We start from the raw sequence: 20,264 nt of genomic DNA on the forward strand, positions 1-20,264 counted from the left end.
AACTTTGGACAATAAATTGAAGGAACTGGACAATAAACTTTACGATCTCGACAATAAATAGAGAAAACTGGACAATAAAGAGGTCCTGGAGACAGGAAGAGCCACTGAAAAAGAAAAAATGACTTTTTCAGTAGCCTCGGACATGAATTTGACCCATTAGTTTATAACATGGTTGAGGGATGGGGAGCAAATGCTAGCAAGAGTTGTCGGAATGGGACTGATTTCAGTTCTTCGACCATCATACTTGGCTCTTTCTTCGAGGACCTTTTTTTACATGAAGGAAGGCAGCTATTTTTTATGTACATTGCAAAATGGGTCAAGGAACCTGTCCCCATGACCCTAAGCTGACTATTTTGCATAGCTAGATAGATAGAAAAGAAGCCTTCTCCAATCAGAAAAGGCTTCGATGAACGTGAAGCACGGCGACGGTTCTCGTGCTTCCATCTCTGCACTTCTCCCCTTGACAGCCAAGCACATAAATAATAATATATAAATATAATGACTTTTTAGAAAATTCTATACTAGGTAGACGATCAAAAAACCAAATTGGTTCGTTGTATAGTAAACCGACAATCCTTATGAACAATAGTATACCGTTGACTATTGTTAGTTAAGATTGTCGGTTTTTTTATTAAATAAATCTACCAATCTACTATTTTAGTCAGCTTAGGGAGGAAGAAATAATGAGCAATCAATCCAAAATTCGCAGCAATGTTTTTAATGATGTCAATCGAGCACCCAATCGTGCCATGATCCGGGCAATGGGCGTAACAGATGAAGATTTTGAAAAGCCCTTTGTTGGAATAGCTAGTACGTGGAGTGAGGTAACTCCGTGTAATATGCATATTGATGAGTTAGCAAGGAAAGCAAAAGAAGGAGCTTTAAAAGGTGGAGGAACTCCTTTCATCTTTAATACCATTACCGTCTCTGATGGGATTTCAATGGGGACAGAAGGTATGCGATTTTCATTGCCGAGCAGGGAAGTTATCGCGGATTCGATTGAAACCGTCATGGGAGCACAAAGTTACGATGCGTTGTAGCCATTGGTGGGTGTGACAAGAATATGCCAGGGTGTATGATTGCCATAGGCCGCTTGAATTTACCAGCTGTTTTTGTTTATGGAGGCACGATTCGAGCGGGAAAGGCAGACGGAAAAGATCTTGACATTGTTTCCGCTTTTGAAGCAGTAGGGAAATACAACAATGGAGATATTGATCGTCAGGAGCTTCATAAAATTGAGTGCCATGCTTGCCCAGGGGCTGGATCGTGTGGAGGAATGTATACAGCGAATACAATGGCCTCAGCGATTGAAGCAATGGGGATGAGTTTGCCTGGTAGTTCATCCAATCCAGCAGAGTCAGCTGAAAAAATGCAAGATTGTCTAGACGCTGGACAAGCGGTGATGAATTTATTAGATAAAGGCATCTACCGAAGGATATCATGACGAAAAAGGCTTTAGAAAATGCGATTACCGTCATCATGGCTCTTGGGGGATCAACCAATGCGGTTCTTCATTTATTAGCACTGGCTCACACGATTGATGTTGATCTTGACTTGGATGATTTCGAACGAGTTCGTCAAAACGTTCCTCATATTGCCGATCTGAAACCAAGTGGTCGTTATGTTATGGAGGACTTATCTAAAGTGGGCGGTGTGCCGGCTGTTATGAAGCTTCTACTTGAAAAAGGACTGCTGCACGGTGATTGTTTAACGGTGACGGGCAAGACAGTCGCGGAAAATCTAGCTGAGGTTCCTTCCTTAACTGAGGGTCAGGAAATCATTAACTTTGATAACCCGAAACGTGAAACAGGACCGCTCGTCATTTTAAAAGGAAATTTAGCTCCAGAAGGCGCATTGGCAAAGATGTCAGGTTTGAAAATTAAAAAGATTACTGGACCTGCTCGTGTATTCGATTCAGAGAAGTTGGCCACTGAAGCAGTCTTGAAGAATGAAATTAATCCAGGAGATGTCATTGTCATCCGTTACGTTGGACCAAAGGGTGGACCAGGAATGGCTGAGATGTTATCGATTACGGCGATCGTGGTCGGAAAAGGCTTAGGTGAAAAAGTAGGGTTAATCACAGATGGCCGCTTCTCAGGAGGTACCCATGGTTTAGTTGTAGGCCACTTATCTCCTGAAGCGCAAGTAGGTGGACCTATTGCGTTAATTAAAGAAGGAGATCTCATTACGATTGATAGCGAAACACAGGAGCTTGCGGTGAATGTGTCCGAAGAAGAATTCCAAGAAAGAGCGAAGGATTGGACTGCTCCAGAACAAAATTTAAGAGGAATTTTGAAGAAATATGCTAGAAACGTTTCTTCTGCGTCTAAGGGAGCTATCACAGATTAAGATTGATTGAATTCAAGAGCTGGTTCGGAAGCACGAGACTGTCACTCTGCTCCACGAACACAAGAAACCACCCTATGCTGTCGCGAGCAATAGGGTGGTTTTTTGAAAAATGAACAAGGAAAAGCTAGGTAACGTTCCCCATTCTTTTACTTCTGCTTGGATTAATCTTCTTCCAATACTTCATCAAAAGCTGAGGACACTTTATCGAATTCCTCATCGCTTTCAATGGCTTCAAAATCACCATCGTCATCTACCTTTAAAAAGAAAATATCAATATCGTCCCCTGCATCTTCTTGAATGTCCTCGACAAAGCTAACGGCAACATATTGTGTTCCTTCAATATTGAGCTCTGCTAGCACCTCGACTTCCTGTTCCTGATCATTCTCGTCGCTAATCGTGAAAACTTCGCCCACTTCAATTTTCCCCATACAATCGCCCCTTTTCTGTCAAAAAATCATACTGTAAAAAAATATACGTAGTCATTTTATTCCCAAAGAGCTACAGAATCATGCATGTGGGTCAGGGGGACAGCGTATAATGGTAAATAAGTAAAGAAGGAATTTTAAAGAAAAATGACCATTCTTAAGTAAACCTCCGGTTTCCATTTTTTTGAAGGTTTAACTATCACAGAGATTTTTATAATAGGGCTCCTCTAGAACGTGAAAGGATCTTGCGTTTTCATCCTTCAGTGATACCGCCTAGCGAATATAAACTTAGATTTTCACGTATTATTCGTATTTGAAGGACAAGATCCATAACGCTGTCCCACGAGGTCTCAATGCCTCAGGTTCTAATGACAATGTGATCTAACGTCCTAGAGGAGCCCCTTTTAATATAAATAATTTAGATGACTATAATAATTCTTTAAATTTTATGCTAATTAAGCTGATTGGCAAAGTTCTGATGAGACGTGAAGTTCAAAAAATCGTTTTAGATTAGATGACCGAAGTTTCTTGCTAATTTACTATAGCTATGAATCAAAATTTGATGTTAAAGCTGTAAACGAAAGATATATCAGTCTTGTGATAGATGAATATATGTATGCTGGTGGTGCTCATGGCATGCCTTTTAAACAAGGATTCAGCTTTGATACGAAGACAGGTCATATGCTTACTTTAGAGGAGGTCGCCACTGCCCCTGGTGCAAAACAAAGAATGAATAGAGAGATAGAGAGGCAAATTGATAGTGTTAATCGTCAGTACTCTTATCCTGTGTATAGTCGATTTGAGGGTGTTGATGAAAACTACGGAAATTTTTACATTTAAGATCAAAATGTAACGATTTTCTTCGGAGTATATGAAATTGCCTCATTTGCAGACGGTTTTCCAGAGTTTTCTGTACCATTTTCTATGATTCAATAAAAGGGTTAATGGAGGTCTAGGGAAGTTGGCTACTCTTATTAGAGTGAGAGGAACTTCCCTTTCTTTTTTAGAAGTTATCCCTTTTATGTACTGAAATACCATGATCTCTTTCTAGTTATAGAGATAAAGAAAAATATACAATGTGTAAAAGGGCGTATGTATATTTTTATTCTTTATTTTTCTATGATAAGGAGGAGATTTTTTAGGTTGGCTCAACGAGAACGACTCAGAAGGAGAAGGTGCCACATGTTTGTGTTTTTTAGTATGCAGATGGGCTTTTGGCATTTGTCGGTAGAAGAACTAGTTGCCGAATTTATGCGGGAAATTGACTATTTTATGCGTGACTCTAGAAATTTATGAGGCAAAACGCAGATTTTATGCGTCAATCCATAAATTTATGCGTAAGTTCCCAAAATATGCGTCTAGAAAAAGCAATTATGCGGGGAAAGTACCACAAAAAAGTGGATAACCTAGAAAGGAAGAAAAATGTTCTACCGTAAAATACCGATTCATTATAGCATTGTCTAATGGGAAAGATGATGTAATGTGGGAAGGTTTTATCAAATATAACGATGCTAGAACAAGTTATTTGTTACATCTTGTCCATGAAAATTCTGAAGATAATTGGCAAGAGATCATGAATGAAGCCTTATCGCCCGAAATCGAATTACAATTTCTTATTAAAGATATTATTGATAGTGATAAAGATAGCACTTACTTATATGAAGCTTTTGTGTTTGAGAAGTTATTAGCAAATTTAACCAATCTGAACATTCAAATTGTCGAAAACAAGGATGTGACGGATCCTTATTCTAGAACAAAGTATCGTTCCCCCAACTATCAAGGAATGTTACAAGATCCCATCTTAAAAGAAGAAAGCCGATTAAATAAGGAAAGAATTTCAAAGTACCAACAAGATATTATGGGTCATGGGGACAGGTTCCTTGACCCAGCTTGTGGGTCAGGTGGTTTTTTAGTGAATGGACAATAAAATGTCTAATCCTACCTACTGGAGAAGGGTTTATTTACTTTAATCCTATTTAAGATCTGTTTGGAAGCAGACTCAGCATGCCTTGCCAGATAGAATTGATTACTAACGAACGAGTGATGTTACCTTTATTGGATAACGTCTTTCTAATACTGAAACAAACAAATATCAAATTGCTCATTCAATGTATTGCATTTCTGATTGCTACTTATAGGGTGGAGAGTAGAATTTGAATATGTAGCTGGACGAATTTTGTCTAACTCGTTTGTTTTTGTTGGAGAGTGAGAAAAAAGATAAAAGCAGAAATAAGTTAACAAATGTGATGAATTGCTACAGTTGTTATCGATAAAAATTTATTTTTGAGTGATGTGAGCCACTGGAATTCTTTTTTCACCAGTCTCGAAAAGACCCTAAGCTTTCAATCCCTCTATTATTGTGTATCTTTTTGCATAGATCTTTAGTATGATAAGATAGAAGTAAAAATTTAGGGTATTCACGATCTTTTTTGACAAGCATTACTTTTTTTTACGTTGGCAGACAACATAATAGAAAATGGCAAAACTTTCGAAAGGAAGTGACGCAAAGCTACGGGCCTAACTCTCTGACACGGTCGCCGGGTTGCCAATAGGTATAGATACGAAACGAAACCAAAGGGCAATAGGTTTCGTTTTTTTTGATGAAAGAACAGAAAGGAACGATTGGATGAGTACGGAACAGTTAATGAGTAATTTATTTAGCAATCTACAACAAACAAATGAACGGTTAGAGAAGCTGCACGTCCTTCCAAATTTTTCTGGAGGGGTTGACTTGCGCAGTCGAAGCGGTGAGGTTTTATCTTCGTACCAACCTGGTGTTGGTGTTGCAGATGGGGTTATTTTAGATGGTGCTGGTCAGAAGGTGGCTCATGTTCGTGATCATGTTGCGGGAGGGACTACTTTTGATTTTGGAGGTGGCCATACAGTATCTACCTATTCAAATGTAAGTGGAGGAGAAACGTTTCACAGTAGTATTGAGGGAGTTGTGGGCTATACGCAACCAGCTTTTGGTGGGGGAATGCAATTTCATGGAGCAAATGGTGAGAGAATGTTAGCCCAAAGTGATCCAATCTCAGGTGGGATTGGGATCACATCCTCACCAGCTCCTACTTTACCCGATTTACACCTTGCTTCATTTCATGCCTCCCCTCTAGATTCATTAGATGCTGCGAGTGGAGTATTGGATACAGCTGAACTTGGTAGTTTAGGGGTAGAAAGTTTAGGTATTTTTCAATTAATAGGAGATTTCTTGTAAAATGGGTGCCCATTAATTAGTTGAATTTCTAGAAACAGATAAAAAAATACAGTCAATTGAACAGCAACTAAAAGAGACGCTTCAACCTGAAGTAGCAGAGGAAATTCTCGCATTCGTTGCTATAAAAACCAATGAAACCATTACAGATATTTATAATCGGGTTTCCGTTAGGTTTAGTAATCTTCAAAAAGAAGTCTATGAAGAATTGCAAAATGTGAAAACAAAAGAAGAATATAATCACTGCATGCAGCGCTTCTTTGAATTGACGGATGTTCACGACGTTAGTCAGGAACTCAAAGAGGTCTTTGCTTTTACGGAGCTAGAAACAGAATTTGATAGCTTGGTTCGAGTCCTATCAAAACATGAGTACGGTCACTTGTTTAGCGCATATCAATTTGATTCTAATGTTTTTCATTATTTAAGACAAGGATTGCAGTCTGATATAACGGTTGTTTCCTCTGAATTAGAATATTACGCAGAATGTGTCAAAGATCATTTCCTTCTTTTAAAAAATTTAAGAGAGTCGAGTGGTTTCAAGAGTGCTTTTAAAATTGGTGCTTCAATCCTCGGAGGAGCCATTGCCGGACCGTTGGGAGCCATCGGTGCTCGTGGGATATCGGGTAGTTTTTTCAATGATGATTCTGCAATTGGGGAATCGATGCAAGAAGTGGCAGTCGCCTGGGACGGCTATGGGGATGAACTAGACCACTTTATTAAAGAACTTGATGATAAATATCGTTATGTCATGCTGTCGTTATACGGAGGGCTCTTCTTAAGCGTGAACCAGCAATTAAAGCAGGTGAATATTGAAATAAAAGATATGGCGCTGAATTCGGTGAATTATGAGCTAGGTTTAACGAAGAAGGAAGCAAGAAGAGTACAAACGTGGGCGCTAGAAACGATTGAGTCGATTCAATTGAAACTAAAGAAACAAGAATATCAAGAAGCGTCTTTCATGGCTAATCAGTTTTACCATTACGTTGATCAACATCCTGTGATGAGCCGAACGGAAATTAAAGAGGAAAAAAGTCTGAAGTATGTAGCAAATGTGATAAAACTAGCAACAATCAATCATCAGGCTGCTACTTTTCTAAAAAGGAATGAACAAGAATTTCGCAGCTTGATCGTTGAACTATATAAGCAGCAACCCATGCTGATTACAGACGACGATGTAACGAAGCTAGGTGCTCCGTCACAAGCAGAATTATTTTTGCATTTTATTCACATAAGTTTAAAAGAAAACGATGCACAAGCACTTTCTGTTCTTTTTGATTATACCGTGCGAATGATTGACCGCATGGATCAGGGTGAATTTTACATAGGTGAATATTTTAACGATGACTGCTTGTTTCATACGCTAATCATTGTGGCAGCTCAGTTTGCTAGAGAGAAGCGAAAACAGCAGCACCCACTGTTTGAAGAAACGAAGAAAATGAGATTAGAGCCTAAAATGTATAAACAAATCAAGGCACTTTATAAACCAATCGGACCAAAAGATAAGTTTGATACGTTTTTAACAGAGTGCTTTATTGGTTCAACCATTGGAATGACACTCAACTTCCTGTTACGTCCGCTAGTTTTGCCATTTAAAAATAAATTAGCTGGTGGAGTGGCTATTGTATTGATTGTGGGGCTCATCGGGTACTTTCAGGGAGAGACCATTAAACACTGGGGAGAGTCATTAGTTGAATCGAACCCATTCACAACGGTTAATTCGGAAACCGTTCAAGAAGAGCGCTATTTAACCATTACAACAGATGGCGCTAATATACGAGAAACACCTTCCTTAGAAGGAGCTCTCGTGACAGCAGTAGGACCTCAAGTTTCACTCCTGTTCTTACAAGAAGAACAAATGGATCATGATGGCCGCCTTTGGTATTACATTAAAACCGAAGATGGTCGTGTAGGTTGGATTAGTAGCACTATTGTTGAGTGATAGGTAAGCCACTTATTATTAGAAGGTGGGAGGAGCAAATTCATGTTAGCCAAGATTAAAGGAGTTAAATTATTAACCGAGTATAAAAATCCAAATTATAAAGTGAAATTAGAATGCCCTGATGGAGGTGAATTGATCATTAGATTTGATTACACGTATTCTAGAGAGATTTTTATGCCATTGAAAGTTTATTATAATGGTGTCTATAAGGGAGCTAAATTAGCTTGGTATACGGATGAGGTAGAGAAAGTAACGGTTCAATCTTTTTTGGAACAAATTGCTATAAAAATTAACAAAAAATATAACTTCGATCTAAAAGAGCACGAATTCAAAGTTGACAAACCTTAACTGAGGGTTGGTGAGGATGCGAAGTTTCTGCGCTTTCCATAGCGCTATCACTATTTGCCTACTTGTTGTACCCATGGATTAAACCATTACTCTATCTACTCTATTTCCTTTACAAAATGGTTTGTTTTCTTTTCACTGAGTCACCTTTCTTATAAAAAACATTCCGACGAAATCTATTATTATGCATCTTCATACGGTACACAAAAATGCATAAAGGAAGAAAAGTGGAGGCATGGCGAAGGGTAACTTGCGCCGACCTATATTGATAGTAGAAGGGACATCTAGATGAAACTTACATTGAAATTAACCGTTATAACCATGTTAATAGCAGTTAACGTATGGATATGGCCAAAAATTATCCAAATGACCGCTCCTGTTTCGACAGTGCCTATAGAAGAAACAGAGGAGAATCTAGAATCGGCTCATTTGTTTAAGCAGGTTGAAGACATGGATGTAGAAGAAGAAGTTTTAGAAAAAGAAAGTCCCCCAACGTCCATTGAAATAAAGAGAAAAGGGGATCAATTCGTCTTGATCTATAAAGGGGAAGAGGTTGGTTTTCAAATGAATGCGGCAACGATGGAGTCAAATTTTGGTGAGCCAAATAAGATTGAAAAAAGTCCTGGTCTCTATCATGATACGGTAGATTACGTGTATGATGATGTCAGGTTTTTATTTGTTCCACAAACAGGGGATTTAACGGCTATTTATTTTGAACAAAATCGTGATATTTTGGAATCAGAATGGATGCAGGGAATCTTCGGTAAAGACATGGCCGCAGTGTCACAATCGATTAAGAGTGGAGATGAACGAACGATTCTAAAATTGGATGTAGGTCAAACTGTTCACGTCAATCTATTTGAGGATTGGGAAGGACCTGTCTTTAATCAAGCTGAGTATGTGTTAGATGAACCTGAACAGGATCCTTTTATAAAATGGCATAAAAGTGGTGGACAGCTGCAAGCGGGTGATGTTTTTCAAATGGAGCTTGGAAAGTATAGAAATACTAGGAAAAGTCAGGTGGCACTATCTCCGGTTACGTTTACGATGTATTCGGAAGAAGTCTATGATAAAGAGGCAGTTGGAAACGAATTAGATGAGCAGCGATTTTCTCCGCCTGTTCATAACTCAAGTCATTTAACCGTTACGATCAATCCCTCTACAGGGACATTAATGTCGGGAAAGGAACAGGTCTTTTTTCTAGATGGTCAAATCTCTCCTGATGCTCCTGTAGGGACCTATCGTGTAACGGTCCGATTAGAGGGTCAAAATGTCCATTATCAAACGAAAGAGCCAGTTGGTCATCGCTTTTTGCTGAGGGAGATGATTGCGGATATTGTCGTAGTAAAATAAGGTAGGAGAGCAGATTACCTATTTTACCATCCTTCGAAAACGCTGTAGGATAATAAAGTAGGTAATCTCGACAATAAGTGGAGGAAACTGGACAATAAATCCTAAGATCTCGACAATAAATAACGAAAACTGGACAATAAATTAGCTATTGGGTATAGAAGTAGGATGATAGAACAGATGAATAGCTGCCTTTTCAGCTTTTTGAGCCATACTTCTTCATTGGATAGACTTTTTCTCAAATTTGTTTTCATATTTGTACCTCCGCCGGTTTGCATTTATACAATTAAGTCTGTGAGTACTAAAACCGTCCTATGCTTACTGTGTTACGTTGGAAATAAAAAATGATTGCCGAGTTGTTTTTATCGTGATATATTAATTTCTGTTAGATAGACGGGGCCTTAGCTCAGCTGGGAGAGCGCCTGCCTTGCACGCAGGAGGTCAGCGGTTCGATCCCGCTAGGCTCCACCATATCTTGTCTCTTTTACCTGGCCCGTTGGTCAAGCGGTTAAGACACCGCCCTTTCACGGCAACACGGGTTCGAATCCCGTACGGGTCATTAATGTTTTGTTGCAATAGTAATCAGTTTATGGAGGATTAGCTCAGCTGGGAGAGCACCTGCCTTACAAGCAGGGGGTCGGCGGTTCGATCCCGTCATCCTCCACCATATCTGGTCCGGTAGTTCAGTTGGTTAGAATGCCTGCCTGTCACGCAGGAGGTCGCGGGTTCGAGTCCCGTCCGGACCGCCATTCATTAAAAATATACATAATGTATTTTGTATGCAGAGAGAAGCGCGAGTAAATTTGTGCTTCTTTTTTTATTGGGAATCATTACCTATATTAATAATTGAGAAAGATGGTAAAGTGATTAGTGAGAAAAATAGATACATAGAGGAGGAACTAAAATTGAGACGCATTCGTATACTATTTACTCTATTTGTAGCCTTGACGATGTCTAACACAACAGTAGATGCAGCAAGGGATTTTCATGATGTAGGCTCGGATTTTTGGGCAAAAGCTGAAATTGATTTTTTATCAAGTCAGTCAATTATAGGTGGATACAAAGATGATTCGTTTCGCCCTGGAAACGATCTGACTAGAGCGCAAGCGGCGATTATGATAGCTAGAGCTCTTGATTTGGATTTGACCAATCGACCGGATCCTTTGTTTAGTGATATTGGAGAAGGATTTCATGCGTATGATGTAGTTGCAGCGGTTGCGGATGACGGAATTATTACAGGTAGAGACGGCCGATTTATGCCAAATGAAAAACTTACGCGTGGCCAAATGGCAGCCATTCTTCAACGTGCTTTTGATTTACAAGGGAAGTGGGAGCAAGATTTTTCTGATATTGGTAGGAGCCATACGTTCTACAATGAAATCCAAGCATTAGCTGCGAACCAAATTACGACAGGTCATAGTGACAATACGTTTCGTGCGTATCATTCAACGACGAGAGCACAGTATTCTGTTTTCTTAGCGCGTGCGTTAGATGAGCGCTTCAAGCCGGATGCAACACCTGTCCTTAGTCAAATTGATCAGTTTGAAACAAAAGTCGTCGAATTGACGAACGTAGAAAGAAGGAAACATGGGTTACGAGAACTGCAGGCAGATACTGAATTAGCTAAAGTAGCTAGAGTGAAGTCTCAGGATATGCGAGAGAATAACTATTTTGCTCATGAAAGCCCAACATACGGTTCTCCATTTGATATGATGAGGGAGTTTGGAATTACGTATCGTGCTGCTGCCGAGAACATTGCCATGGGTTATCGGGCTCCGGAACAAGTTGTGGAAGGCTGGATGAATAGTCCAGGGCACCGTGCCAATATCTTAAATGGAGATTTGACACATATTGGCGTAGGGTATGACTCGGATGGTCATTATTGGACACAGATGTTTATACGGAAGTAATGGAACAGGTATTATATGAATGAAGCTGAAAAAGCACGAGATCACTTTGATCTCGTGCTTTTTCATGTTTGACCTTCAACCTTCAGCGGGGTTTGCGTCAAAAATCAGTTTTTATGCGGGGAAATGACTGTTTTATGCGTGAATCTAGAAATTTATGCGTCAAAATCAAGTTTTTTTGCGTCAATCCAGGAATTTATGCGCCGGCCCCCGAAATATGCGTCTAGAAAAGCGATTATGCGGGGAAAATACAGCAAAAAGGTGGATAACCTTCTCTTTATACAGAGGGTTATCCACCTTTTGTGAGTTCAGTAGAATTTAACAGTGTGGGTGGTTGATATCCACAGCTGATTGATTCTGACTGATCGCCTATTTAATCTCTACAAGGCTGGCACGATCGAGTGAGGACTGATAATTTTGAATGTACATGTAATGTCCAAAGACAAGTGGATCAGAAACACGGTTAGGTGCTAAGTCGACGAAATGCTGCGGTTTTCCACCATTCACATTAACGCGATAAATCAAGTATTCTTGGTTGGACTTACGATCAGCCCGATTCGCGAAATAGACATGATCTTCCGTTACAGAAACGAGGTAAGAGATGTGCTCTTTAAGATAATCTCTTGTTCGACTTGTATGTTTTTCATAAAGAGGTGTGACTTTTCTCGTTTCAAGATGTTCTTTGTAGACACCTCTATGCGAGTCAACGTAATAAAAGTGATCACCGTGGAAATAGCCGCGTCGATAGACGAGATCAAACGTCTCACTTTCACTGCCATCTGGCTTTACTCGTATCTCTGCACCATCCGCATAGACCCAGCCACGATGAACGATCGGATGGCCGTATTGACTAACGTCTGTACACGGAATCAAGATTTGTTTCTCACCGGTATCTTTGTGCTCACGAACAATGTTAACCGGCTCATTATTATGGTATTCTGGCGGGGAACACTCCGTATGAAAGTCGGCATAAATGCTCCATTCCCCGTCAACATGATCAAATGAATCAGCTAACGTTAGCTCCATTGTTCGTAAATCAAGTTTGTAACGATGGCTTCCTAGAGGGTACTTTTCACTCAAATCCTGGTTGTGTTGAGTACCGATAAAATATAAAGTATCGTCCTTTGTTTCCATTGCTGAAGGTTGTAAGGGTGCGATAAATTCTCGCTCGCTTAAATCATATCGAACACGGAATAAGCCTCGCTGTTCTTCATCACGACGAAAAGAACGATAATAAATCCACCCTTCATGGTATTCCATGTTCTCGTAGTTAGCGCGGAACGCTTCCATGTCGGTTTTTGAAAAGCCAGGAGGCAGGTCGTCTAATCGGTTTTCCTCATTAATAGCTCTTTCTAAAAAGACAGAAAACTGCGCTCGGGTTGTGGCTTCACTTGGACGAAATGTTAAATCAGAACGATACCCGCCGGCAATACCGTGTGAAGCAACTCGCCGGATGGGGCCTCGTGCCCAGTGGTCATTTTTCACATCGCGGAACAAGACAAACTGTCCGCCTTCTTCAGGGGCAAAACTTCTTGATAAGATTGCAGCCATCTGTGCACGGCTGACAGTTTCTCCAGGGCGGAAACGATTACCTGATCCATTCAAAATCCCTTCATCTGCAACAGCTGCAATCATTTTTTGCATGTTTTTGTTGCTAGGCATATCAACAAACCCTGGGTTAGGACGGTTTTCGATATTTAAATCTAATGCTTTAACGAGCATGGCTGCTGCTTGCTGCCTCGTGATGACTTGATTTGGACGAAACGCCCCATCTGGATATCCGCTAATAATTCCTTGACTAGATAACTCAATGATTGACGAATGAGCCCAGAAATCAGCTTGTACATCTGAAAAAACTTTTTCCTGTGCGTTCGTCGGCACTGACCAAAAAAAGAAGAACAAAAGGCCCATCATTACTGACACAAAGTGTTTCTTTTTCATGTTTCTCTCTCCCAATTGACTAATATAATTTACTTTGACACTACTTAGACGAATGGCGGAGAGATATGGACCCCGATTATTTTTAAACATTTTGTCCAAAGAAATTTTTATCGGATCAGAACTTGAGTAATGCTGTTCCAATTGTTTACTGTGTTGCCGTTATTAACAATTCTTATATAGCGGGCCGTAGTTGGTTCAAACTGATATGCTTCGATGAAACGGGTATTACCAGAGCTTTCCCCTGTATAAACGGCATGCCACTGAACGCCATCTTCAGACAACTCAATCTGAAAGGAGGCCTTTCTTTCATCCCCGTCATGCCAAGCGATTCCAACTTGTTCAACAACCTGGTTGCTCTCAAGTTCATATTGAATCCATTGTTGTGAGCCCTCAGCTGACCAGCGTGTAGTTAAATCACCAACTGTTGTTTGGCTAGGTATATGCTCATTATGCGTATCACTAGCTGTCACTATGAACAAGTCACTGTTTGAGTTTAGTAAGTTGACGGAAGAAAGTTGGATTGGATTTTCTCCTGGGTCTTGTTCAATCGATAGTTTAATATAACGTGTCTCAGTCGGCGAGAATAGGTGCAATTGTTCATCTCTGAAAGATGGGGAAATGCTCCCGCTCCAAACCGTTTCCCAATTTTCTTTATCTAGTGAAACGTCAATTGTAATTTTGTGTTCATTGAGAGTTACTTCTTGCCAATTCATCGATAGTCCAACTAGCCTTTGTGTGTCACCTAAGTCGTATTGAATCCATTCATGCTCTGCTGCTGCGGTCCACCAAGTTTCATCGTTTCCATCTACCGTATAAGTCGGTTGACCAGAACTACCGGCAATGCTCGCAACCCATGACGCAGCTGAATCGGAACCTTGCGAATGAAACGACGTGTCTTGACCAACTATAGCTAACGAAGAAATGAGAAGGATGACAAAGAGAGCAGCTACACTTGCTATAGGTAAAACTTTTTGTTGCTTGAAAAAAGGTTTCATTTTATTGGTAGATTGCGATTTTGCTTGGACCTCTTGCAAGATTTCTTGCTTTTTCATTTCACTTAATCTGTGCTTACGAAAGACATGGTCGTCTAAACTATTTTTTATTATTTTTCGCTTGTCATTTTCACTCATGTATTTTCTCCTCTAATAATATGTCTTTTAAACGATGTCTTCCTCGTTGCAAACGACTTTTAACGGTTGCGGCATTAATATTCAAAAATTGACTAATCGCTGTCGTTGATAAGTCATGATAGTAATATAAGATAATAACTTCTCGAAACTTCACAGGTAAGTCTAACACCATTTGAGCTAATTCTTCTCCTTCTGTTATCTGCATAACATGCTTTTCCGGTGTGTGTTCGTCTCTTTTGAGTATCATTTTCTCTACCAAGTCCGTTACAAATGTCGTTTTGAAATATTTTTTTCGTAGTATATCTTTGCTACGGTTTGCAGCAATCTGGTAAATCCATGTTTGAAGAGAGGCTTCTTGCCGGAATGTGTCAAGGTGCTCGTTTACCTTAATAAAGACATCTTGAGCAATATCCTCCGCCGTCCCCCAATCTTTGACATATGTATAAGCAAAGTTCGTAATAGGCTTGGCATATATATCAATTAATTGTTCGAGGAATTTTTCTCTCTCTTCCGTTGTCCATTCCTCTGGCCAAACGTGATCAGTCAACAAAAATCACTCCATTCACTACTTAGACGATTTTCCTATATGATTGGATCCACATTTTTAATTTTTAAAAGGAGTTTATTCAGATCCTATTGATTGTGCATCTTAGTATAACAAATATGATTAAGGGTCATGGGGACAGGTACCTTGACCCACTAGCTAGCAGCGGATTAAAACACCTTTAGGGGCAAGGTACCGTCCGAAGCCACCGAAAAAAGTTGGTTTTTACCTTTTTCAGTGACCTCTACCTGTCCCTCCAATGGCAGAAAAAGGAGAGCCTTTAGTCACTCTCCTTCCCAACTTTCCCCTTTTACGATGCAGAACTATACTGTTTCGGCTTATTAATCCCTTTTACTAGTCTAAATTTTTTTCTCTAACCCAACGGTAACTGTAAAGGTAGCGACTGAGAGTCCCTTGTTTTTACTGAAGCAAGAGAACTAAATCATTACCTTACTTCCTATATATCGCGAAAGAAACTAACAGAGAGTGAAATGCAGAAAGTAAAAAAAGCAGTCAAAGACAGTTTATAATTTGAAAAAGGAGAATTGTATGATGATCAGAAAAATGATAGGAATTCTACTTATGATTGGGATAATTTCAGCATGTTCACACCCAGAAGAAGCTGTGAAGTCTGAGGATGAACTACGCGAAGAAATACGTGGCGAACTAGAAGAAGAGATGAAAGAAGCAGCAAAGGAAGAGGTACAATCAGAAATTTCGAATGAAGTGATTGAAGCAGAAGAAGCAACAGTAGATCATTAGAAGAGTCGGCAAATGAGCTGAATCTTTCATACGTTGAGTCTTACATAACAAGTCACCTTATTTTTTCTGAATTCACAATAAAAGAACATAGTGACGGCTATCATTTAGAAGTCACGATAGAGAACACAAACCAACAGTATCAAGTAGCATTTGGCTGGGGACGTGCAGGGACTGCAACATTAGTAACAGACGAGGGAGATTATACAAACAATTTTCCACATATGGAGAGATTGAACCCAGGTCAAGTTAATACATATGCTTTCAAATTTACAGGAGCATCAGGACAGCCAGAGAGTCTCATCGTTAGCAATGTATTGGTTGTTAATCAGCAGGATGGTCGCTTACCGACACCAGGAAGCGAAGAGGAATATACCATTTCTTTAAAGTAGCAGGCGGGTTATGCCAGAGAAGGGTGGAGGAGGTTTCTTATGTTTCCTGGAGACTTAGCTTAGGGTGTCCACCTTTGTTATAAACAGTTATGCGCTGGAATCGACTTTTTATGCGGGAAAAGAGAGTGTTAATGCGGGAAAATGATTATTTTATGAGCGAATCTAAAAATTTATGCGTAAAACTCAAAATTTATACGTTTGCGAAAGGAATATGCGGTAAATCTATCACTGAGGGCTCCTCCTGAGATCTGAAAAGCTGAATAGATTTACATTGATTCTTAGCAGGAAGTTTGCGGACAAGTACCAAAACTTACAATAGACTACTACTTTTACAATTACTTACCATGAATTATTTTAATAGATCTTGTCCTTTTTGTTAGGAACTTTGCTATGATACTACCTGTTATGATTCATAGTATACTAACAGGGGCGGGGAAGTTATTGACAAACAGAACATCTAAGAGTTTTCTTTCAATTATTTTAGTACTCTCGTTATTTACGCTAGGATCTCAGTCGGCATATGCGACTTTATTTGATCCGGTGCCGTTTGAAAACAGAAACTTAGGAAAAAATAGCAATGCATATAACCCGATGACGGTTAGACCTACTCTTCAACAACAAGAACGTTTTATAAAAGAGGTGGCTCCATATGCTGTAAGAGCGAGTGAACAATGGGGAGTTCCTGCCAGTGCCATTATTGGTATGGCTATACTAGAAAGTGGTTATGGAACAACAAGAACTGCTTATTATGCGAATAATCTTTTTGGAATCAAAATATGGGGTTATAATCCGCAGGGGGCTTGGCAGTTAAAAGGCCAACCGGATGAGGATTTTGAAAGGCCTGTCCGGATATTGGAAAGTTTAGGACCAGACCGTCTTATATTTGATGAGAGTCAAAGAAGAGATAATTGGTATCGTCAATTTAATTCATATCAAGATGCGGTGAATTTTCTGGCTGGAACGCTACTGCAAAATCATAGGTATGGTTTTGCGCGTGAGAAGTACCAATCCAATTTAGAAAATGATATGAGTATTGAAAATGCTTCTAGACAATATTTATTTGACATTGCACATGCAGGTATAATCATTTAGGCGGGAACTATTACAGAGATACAGTTGGACTAATTATGAAACAATGGAACTTATTTGAGTACGATCGTATGGCGAATGGATCAATCTTCCGTGATGTGTTCGGACACTGGGCAGAAGAATCGATCTTATTGGCAAATGAAAAAGGCTGGCTGAATGGACATTCTGATCAAACGTTTAGACCGAACAACCATCTAACTCGAGCGCAAGCCGCTTCCATACTTACTAACTTCTTAAACTTACAATCTAACAGCACAACCATTCATTTTAATGATATTTCAAATGATTTTTGGGCACGAACTGCTGTCATCTTAGTAGCGCAAAACGAAATTATGAATGGAACGGGGGATGGAAACTTCTCACCAAGTACAAATGTGACAAGAGCACAAGTAGCTCAAATTTTTTACAATGTTGGATTCTATACAGAACTAGCACAAAGTGAAACGAGAGCTTTTACAGATGTAAGTGATGATCACTGGGCATTAGTAGCTATTGAAACAATGCAACATGAAGGGATTTTGAACGGCTATCCGGATGGTACATTTAAACCGAATCAGCCAATTACAAGAGCCCAAATGGCTGCAATTATTCACCGCATTTACGACTGGGACGGAGGGACCCGCTGAAAAAGGTAACACCCAACCTTCTTCAATGTCCTTGGACAGGTTTGTTGTCCCACTTTTAGCTTGTGAAATCCTTTCCTCTCGAATGGAATACCCTATATAAAGGAGGAGAGGTTATGAGTCTGCTTACACGAATGACAACCTGGTTCAAAAAGCATAGCAATTCAACCGATCTTACTTATTATAATGTTATGCACTTTAAGCTATAGGGTATTATGGATAGTTTAAAAAGGGTGCTATTCACTAAAAAGATTAAAACGCCACCTGGGAAAGAGCTCGGGGAGGCGTTTTGTTTTGGGTTCAAAGTGGCTGGCTCAATTAAGCGTATGAGTGTGCAGATCTTCTAGATTTTGATCGGACAATAAAGTGTTCGGATCGGACAATAAATAGGCGGAACTGGACAATAAAATGCCCTGATCGGACAATAAACAAGCCAAACTCGACAATAACGGCTTACGGAATAGACGTGATCGAACGCTATCTCGTCAATTTGTGGAGAAATAAAGCGGATAAACTTGAAAAAACCGCCTCATTAAACCAAAAAAAGTGGATAACCTCTTGTTTATACAGAAGCTTACCCACTTTTCATGAATTATACACAAGTTCGGATCAAGATTAATGTCAGGAAGAGCGGTTATCCCCAACCCTTCCACACGGATAAACAAGAAAAAGTGGGTCAAGGAACCTGTCCCCATGACCCACCCATAAACCCATGTTAGAAAACTTTACTATTTACATGACGTAGCAATACTGATATTATCAATTTAGTCGAAAGCGGTTTCGAATTTTCGGTGGTTTAGAGGTGATGTATTCCTTTGTTTAGACGAAATTCTAGTCGGGTTATGTTGTTTTTGTTTTTTAGCTATTCAACTATGACCATTTTTACGACCTTTATGCCGGTCTTTTTTCGAGAAAATGGATTAACGAACAGTGAAATAGGGACATTGTTAGCGGTTGGGCCTTTGGCAGCTATTCTTTCTCAGCCGATAATGGGGTTTATAAGTGATAAGTATAAATCCATTAAGATGACCTTGTTGATTTGTTTGATTGGATCTATTTTGATTAGTTTGATTTTGATTCAAGTATCGTCATTTATAGGTTATGTTATTGTGCTTTTTCTATTTTTTAGCTTCGTGTCTTCGGTTAATCCTTTAGGAGATAGCTTAGCAAAGCAAACCGCAGAAGAAGAAAATTCTTCGTTTGGCTATATTCGGATGTGGGGTTCTTTAGGTTTTGGTGTATCGGCTTTAGTTGTCGGATATATCCTATCTTTAATAGGGGTTTCAAGTATTTTCTTTTTGATTTTAGCTTGCTTGGTGATCACGTTTTTGATCGCGTTATCTTTAGAAAATCCTACTAAAGTAAGCAAGAAAGCGACTATTTTAGATCTCGTTAAGATGGGGACGGAACCAAAATTATTCATCTTTTTGTTTTTTGTGATGTTTATTTCAATCACCCATCGAACCAATGATAATTTTCTTGGTTTATATATTTTAGAACTAGGTGGAGATGAATCGTACATTGGAGTAGCAACCTTTATCGGTGTTGCTACAGAATGTATCGTATTAGCAACCGGAGCCTTTTGGTTTAGAAGATTTCATGAGACGACATTTATTATGATTGCAGGGATTCTTTATTGTATTCGCTGGTTGTTAATGGCCATTATAACTGAGCCTTCGGTGGTTCTTGTTTTACAATTGTTGCATGGAGTGACATTTGGGATTCTCTTTTTAAGTGCGTTTCAATATACATCGAAAATATTGCCAAGCCATTTGCAAGCGACAGGCCATGTCCTTTTTTACACGATTTTGTTTGGGGTATCGGCAATTATTGGCACACTAGCTGGCGGTGCAATTATCGATTATTTCTCGATGCAGGTGTTGTATTTCCTAATGAGTATTCTCGCAGCAATTGGCGTTGGATTATTGGGTATTTATCGTTTGAAATTCTCTGCTAATAGCAAAAAAACACAAAATGAAAGTGTATTAAAAGTTTAAAATAAAGTATTGCAATTTAAAAATTTAGATTATATAATGAGATCGAAAGCGCTTTCTGTTCTATCTTTAAATGTTGTAAGCGCATAACAATCACTTACAACAGTAATAAGAAAGATGGCAGAGAGAATAAATAAATATTTTTTTAAATATTAACGAAAGCGCTTTTGGTACAAGGCCTTTTAGATTTGAAAAGTACGAAAGTTAATTTAATAATTTGGTATAAACAAATTTAATAGGGCTACTTTAAAGAACGAGCGCTGTCG

Annotated in this window: 16 protein-coding genes, 4 tRNA genes, 2 pseudogenes and 1 riboswitch; of the genes and pseudogenes, 18 read left to right on the plus strand and 4 right to left on the minus strand. The window is 39.3% G+C overall.

Annotation, left to right across the window (positions count from 1 at the left end):
- Positions 1-683: 683 nt before the first annotated feature.
- A pseudogene (gene ilvD / locus JCM9140_RS11155) lies at positions 684-2,349 on the plus strand (dihydroxy-acid dehydratase).
- Positions 2,350-2,510: 161 nt separating this feature from the next.
- Here ilvD and JCM9140_RS11160 read toward each other — a convergent pair.
- Positions 2,511-2,777, minus strand: a complete 267-nt coding sequence (locus JCM9140_RS11160) for a DUF1292 domain-containing protein (protein ID WP_034746151.1) — start codon at positions 2,775-2,777, stop codon at positions 2,511-2,513.
- A gap of 525 nt (positions 2,778-3,302) precedes the next feature.
- On the opposite strand from JCM9140_RS11160, the gene JCM9140_RS11165 reads away from it, so the two are divergent.
- The 12 genes and pseudogenes from JCM9140_RS11165 to JCM9140_RS22540 all read left to right on the plus strand — a co-directional run bounded on the left by JCM9140_RS11165 (position 3,303) and on the right by JCM9140_RS22540 (position 11,529).
- The gene (locus JCM9140_RS11165; RefSeq protein ID WP_034746154.1) at positions 3,303-3,614 is read left to right on the plus strand and encodes a PdaC/SigV domain-containing protein; all 312 of its coding nucleotides are present in this window, start codon (positions 3,303-3,305) and stop codon (positions 3,612-3,614) included.
- 12 nt (positions 3,615-3,626) lie between these two features.
- A pseudogene (locus tag JCM9140_RS25185) lies at positions 3,627-3,710 on the plus strand (DUF3298 domain-containing protein); the annotation flags it as partial.
- A 544-nt stretch (positions 3,711-4,254) separates the two neighbouring features.
- Positions 4,255-4,701: a hypothetical protein gene (locus JCM9140_RS11170; RefSeq protein ID WP_034746157.1), complete on the plus strand. Its 447-nt coding sequence runs from the start codon at positions 4,255-4,257 to the stop codon at positions 4,699-4,701.
- 541 nt (positions 4,702-5,242) lie between these two features.
- Positions 5,243-5,324, plus strand: a riboswitch (cyclic di-GMP riboswitch).
- 76 nt (positions 5,325-5,400) lie between these two features.
- Positions 5,401-5,988: a hypothetical protein gene (locus JCM9140_RS11175; RefSeq protein ID WP_034746160.1), complete on the plus strand. Its 588-nt coding sequence runs from the start codon at positions 5,401-5,403 to the stop codon at positions 5,986-5,988.
- A gap of 205 nt (positions 5,989-6,193) precedes the next feature.
- The gene (locus JCM9140_RS11180; RefSeq protein ID WP_034746163.1) at positions 6,194-7,924 is read left to right on the plus strand and encodes an SH3 domain-containing protein; all 1,731 of its coding nucleotides are present in this window, start codon (positions 6,194-6,196) and stop codon (positions 7,922-7,924) included.
- Positions 7,925-7,966: 42 nt separating this feature from the next.
- The gene (locus JCM9140_RS11185) at positions 7,967-8,272 is read left to right on the plus strand and encodes a hypothetical protein (RefSeq protein WP_034746166.1); all 306 of its coding nucleotides are present in this window, start codon (positions 7,967-7,969) and stop codon (positions 8,270-8,272) included.
- 285 nt (positions 8,273-8,557) lie between these two features.
- Positions 8,558-9,622 (plus strand): hypothetical protein, encoded by a 1,065-nt coding sequence (locus JCM9140_RS11190; protein ID WP_034746169.1) that lies wholly within the window; start codon positions 8,558-8,560, stop codon positions 9,620-9,622.
- A gap of 392 nt (positions 9,623-10,014) precedes the next feature.
- Positions 10,015-10,090, plus strand: a tRNA-Ala gene (locus JCM9140_RS11195).
- Between the two features lie 19 nt (positions 10,091-10,109).
- Positions 10,110-10,178: transfer RNA gene (locus JCM9140_RS11200), tRNA-OTHER, on the plus strand.
- 32 nt (positions 10,179-10,210) lie between these two features.
- Positions 10,211-10,286: transfer RNA gene (locus tag JCM9140_RS11205), tRNA-Val, on the plus strand.
- Positions 10,287-10,291: 5 nt separating this feature from the next.
- Positions 10,292-10,368 (plus strand) — tRNA-Asp (locus JCM9140_RS11210).
- A gap of 156 nt (positions 10,369-10,524) precedes the next feature.
- Positions 10,525-11,529: an S-layer homology domain-containing protein gene (locus tag JCM9140_RS22540; RefSeq protein WP_052002207.1), complete on the plus strand. Its 1,005-nt coding sequence runs from the start codon at positions 10,525-10,527 to the stop codon at positions 11,527-11,529.
- A 366-nt stretch (positions 11,530-11,895) separates the two neighbouring features.
- On the opposite strand, the gene JCM9140_RS22545 is transcribed toward JCM9140_RS22540, so the two are convergent.
- The 3 genes from JCM9140_RS22545 to JCM9140_RS11235 form a co-directional block, all read right to left on the minus strand.
- The gene (locus JCM9140_RS22545; protein ID WP_052002208.1) at positions 11,896-13,467 is read right to left on the minus strand and encodes an S-layer homology domain-containing protein; all 1,572 of its coding nucleotides are present in this window, start codon (positions 13,465-13,467) and stop codon (positions 11,896-11,898) included.
- A 107-nt stretch (positions 13,468-13,574) separates the two neighbouring features.
- Positions 13,575-14,597, minus strand: a complete 1,023-nt coding sequence (locus tag JCM9140_RS11230) for a discoidin domain-containing protein (RefSeq protein ID WP_034746172.1) — start codon at positions 14,595-14,597, stop codon at positions 13,575-13,577.
- On the minus strand, positions 14,590-15,144 hold the full coding sequence (locus JCM9140_RS11235; protein ID WP_034746175.1) for a sigma-70 family RNA polymerase sigma factor: 555 nt from the start codon (positions 15,142-15,144) through the stop codon (positions 14,590-14,592). The genes JCM9140_RS11230 and JCM9140_RS11235 overlap by 8 nt, the downstream gene beginning before the upstream one ends.
- A gap of 549 nt (positions 15,145-15,693) precedes the next feature.
- Here JCM9140_RS11235 and JCM9140_RS11240 point away from each other — a divergent pair.
- From JCM9140_RS11240 to JCM9140_RS11250, 5 genes are all read left to right on the plus strand, one after another.
- The gene (locus tag JCM9140_RS11240; protein WP_034746179.1) at positions 15,694-15,903 is read left to right on the plus strand and encodes a hypothetical protein; all 210 of its coding nucleotides are present in this window, start codon (positions 15,694-15,696) and stop codon (positions 15,901-15,903) included.
- Between the two features lie 230 nt (positions 15,904-16,133).
- Positions 16,134-16,292 carry a hypothetical protein gene (locus JCM9140_RS23715; protein WP_162232194.1) on the plus strand — a complete coding sequence of 53 codons (159 nt, stop codon included), beginning with the start codon at positions 16,134-16,136 and terminating at the stop codon, positions 16,290-16,292.
- 390 nt (positions 16,293-16,682) lie between these two features.
- Positions 16,683-17,384, plus strand: coding sequence for a glucosaminidase domain-containing protein (locus JCM9140_RS23720; protein WP_156314853.1), 702 nt, complete (start codon positions 16,683-16,685; stop codon positions 17,382-17,384).
- A 35-nt stretch (positions 17,385-17,419) separates the two neighbouring features.
- Complete coding sequence (locus JCM9140_RS23725; RefSeq protein WP_156314854.1) at positions 17,420-18,007, plus strand: S-layer homology domain-containing protein; 588 nt, start codon at positions 17,420-17,422, stop codon at positions 18,005-18,007.
- An 812-nt stretch (positions 18,008-18,819) separates the two neighbouring features.
- Positions 18,820-20,001: an MFS transporter gene (locus JCM9140_RS11250; RefSeq protein WP_156314855.1), complete on the plus strand. Its 1,182-nt coding sequence runs from the start codon at positions 18,820-18,822 to the stop codon at positions 19,999-20,001.
- Positions 20,002-20,264 lie beyond the last annotated feature (263 nt).

This window comes from Halalkalibacter wakoensis JCM 9140 (genome assembly GCF_000513095.1).
GTDB lineage: Bacteria > Bacillota > Bacilli > Bacillales > Bacillaceae_D > Halalkalibacter > Halalkalibacter wakoensis.